This window comes from Pseudomonas sp. xss_4 (assembly GCF_043104125.1).
Classification (GTDB): domain Bacteria; phylum Pseudomonadota; class Gammaproteobacteria; order Pseudomonadales; family Pseudomonadaceae; genus Aquipseudomonas; species Aquipseudomonas parafulva_B.
This window is the reverse complement of sequence record NZ_JBICKJ010000094.1, coordinates 1-405: the sequence shown is the minus strand read 5'-3', so window position 1 is coordinate 405 and position 405 is coordinate 1. Positions and strand designations below refer to the sequence as shown.

The window sequence follows — 405 nt, the reverse complement described above, 5'->3', positions numbered from 1 at the left end:
ATAGACTGAAGACCAGTTTCACTGCTGGAATTCAGGCTAAGGTAAAATTTGTGAGTTCTGCTCGTAAGAGCGACGTGCGAATTTTCGGCGAATGTCGTCTTCACAGTATAACCAGATTGCTTGGGGTTATATGGTCAAGTGAAGAAGCGCATACGGTGGATGCCTTGGCAGTCAGAGGCGATGAAAGACGTGGTAGCCTGCGAAAAGCTTTGGGGAGTCGGCAAACAGACTGTGATCCAGAGATCTCTGAATGGGGGAACCCAGCCAGCACAAGCTGGTTATCTTGTACTGAATACATAGGTGCAAGAGGCGAACCAGGGGAACTGAAACATCTAAGTACCCTGAGGAAAAGAAATCAACCGAGATTCCCTTAGTAGTGGCGAGCGAACGGGGACCAGCCCTTAA

The 405-nt window shown here is 48.9% G+C and carries 1 rRNA gene; it reads left to right on the top strand.

The features are described 5' to 3' along the window. Nucleotides 1-132: 132 nt before the first annotated feature. Nucleotides 133-405: ribosomal RNA gene (locus ACF8GB_RS21500) — 23S ribosomal RNA — on the top strand; the annotation flags it as partial.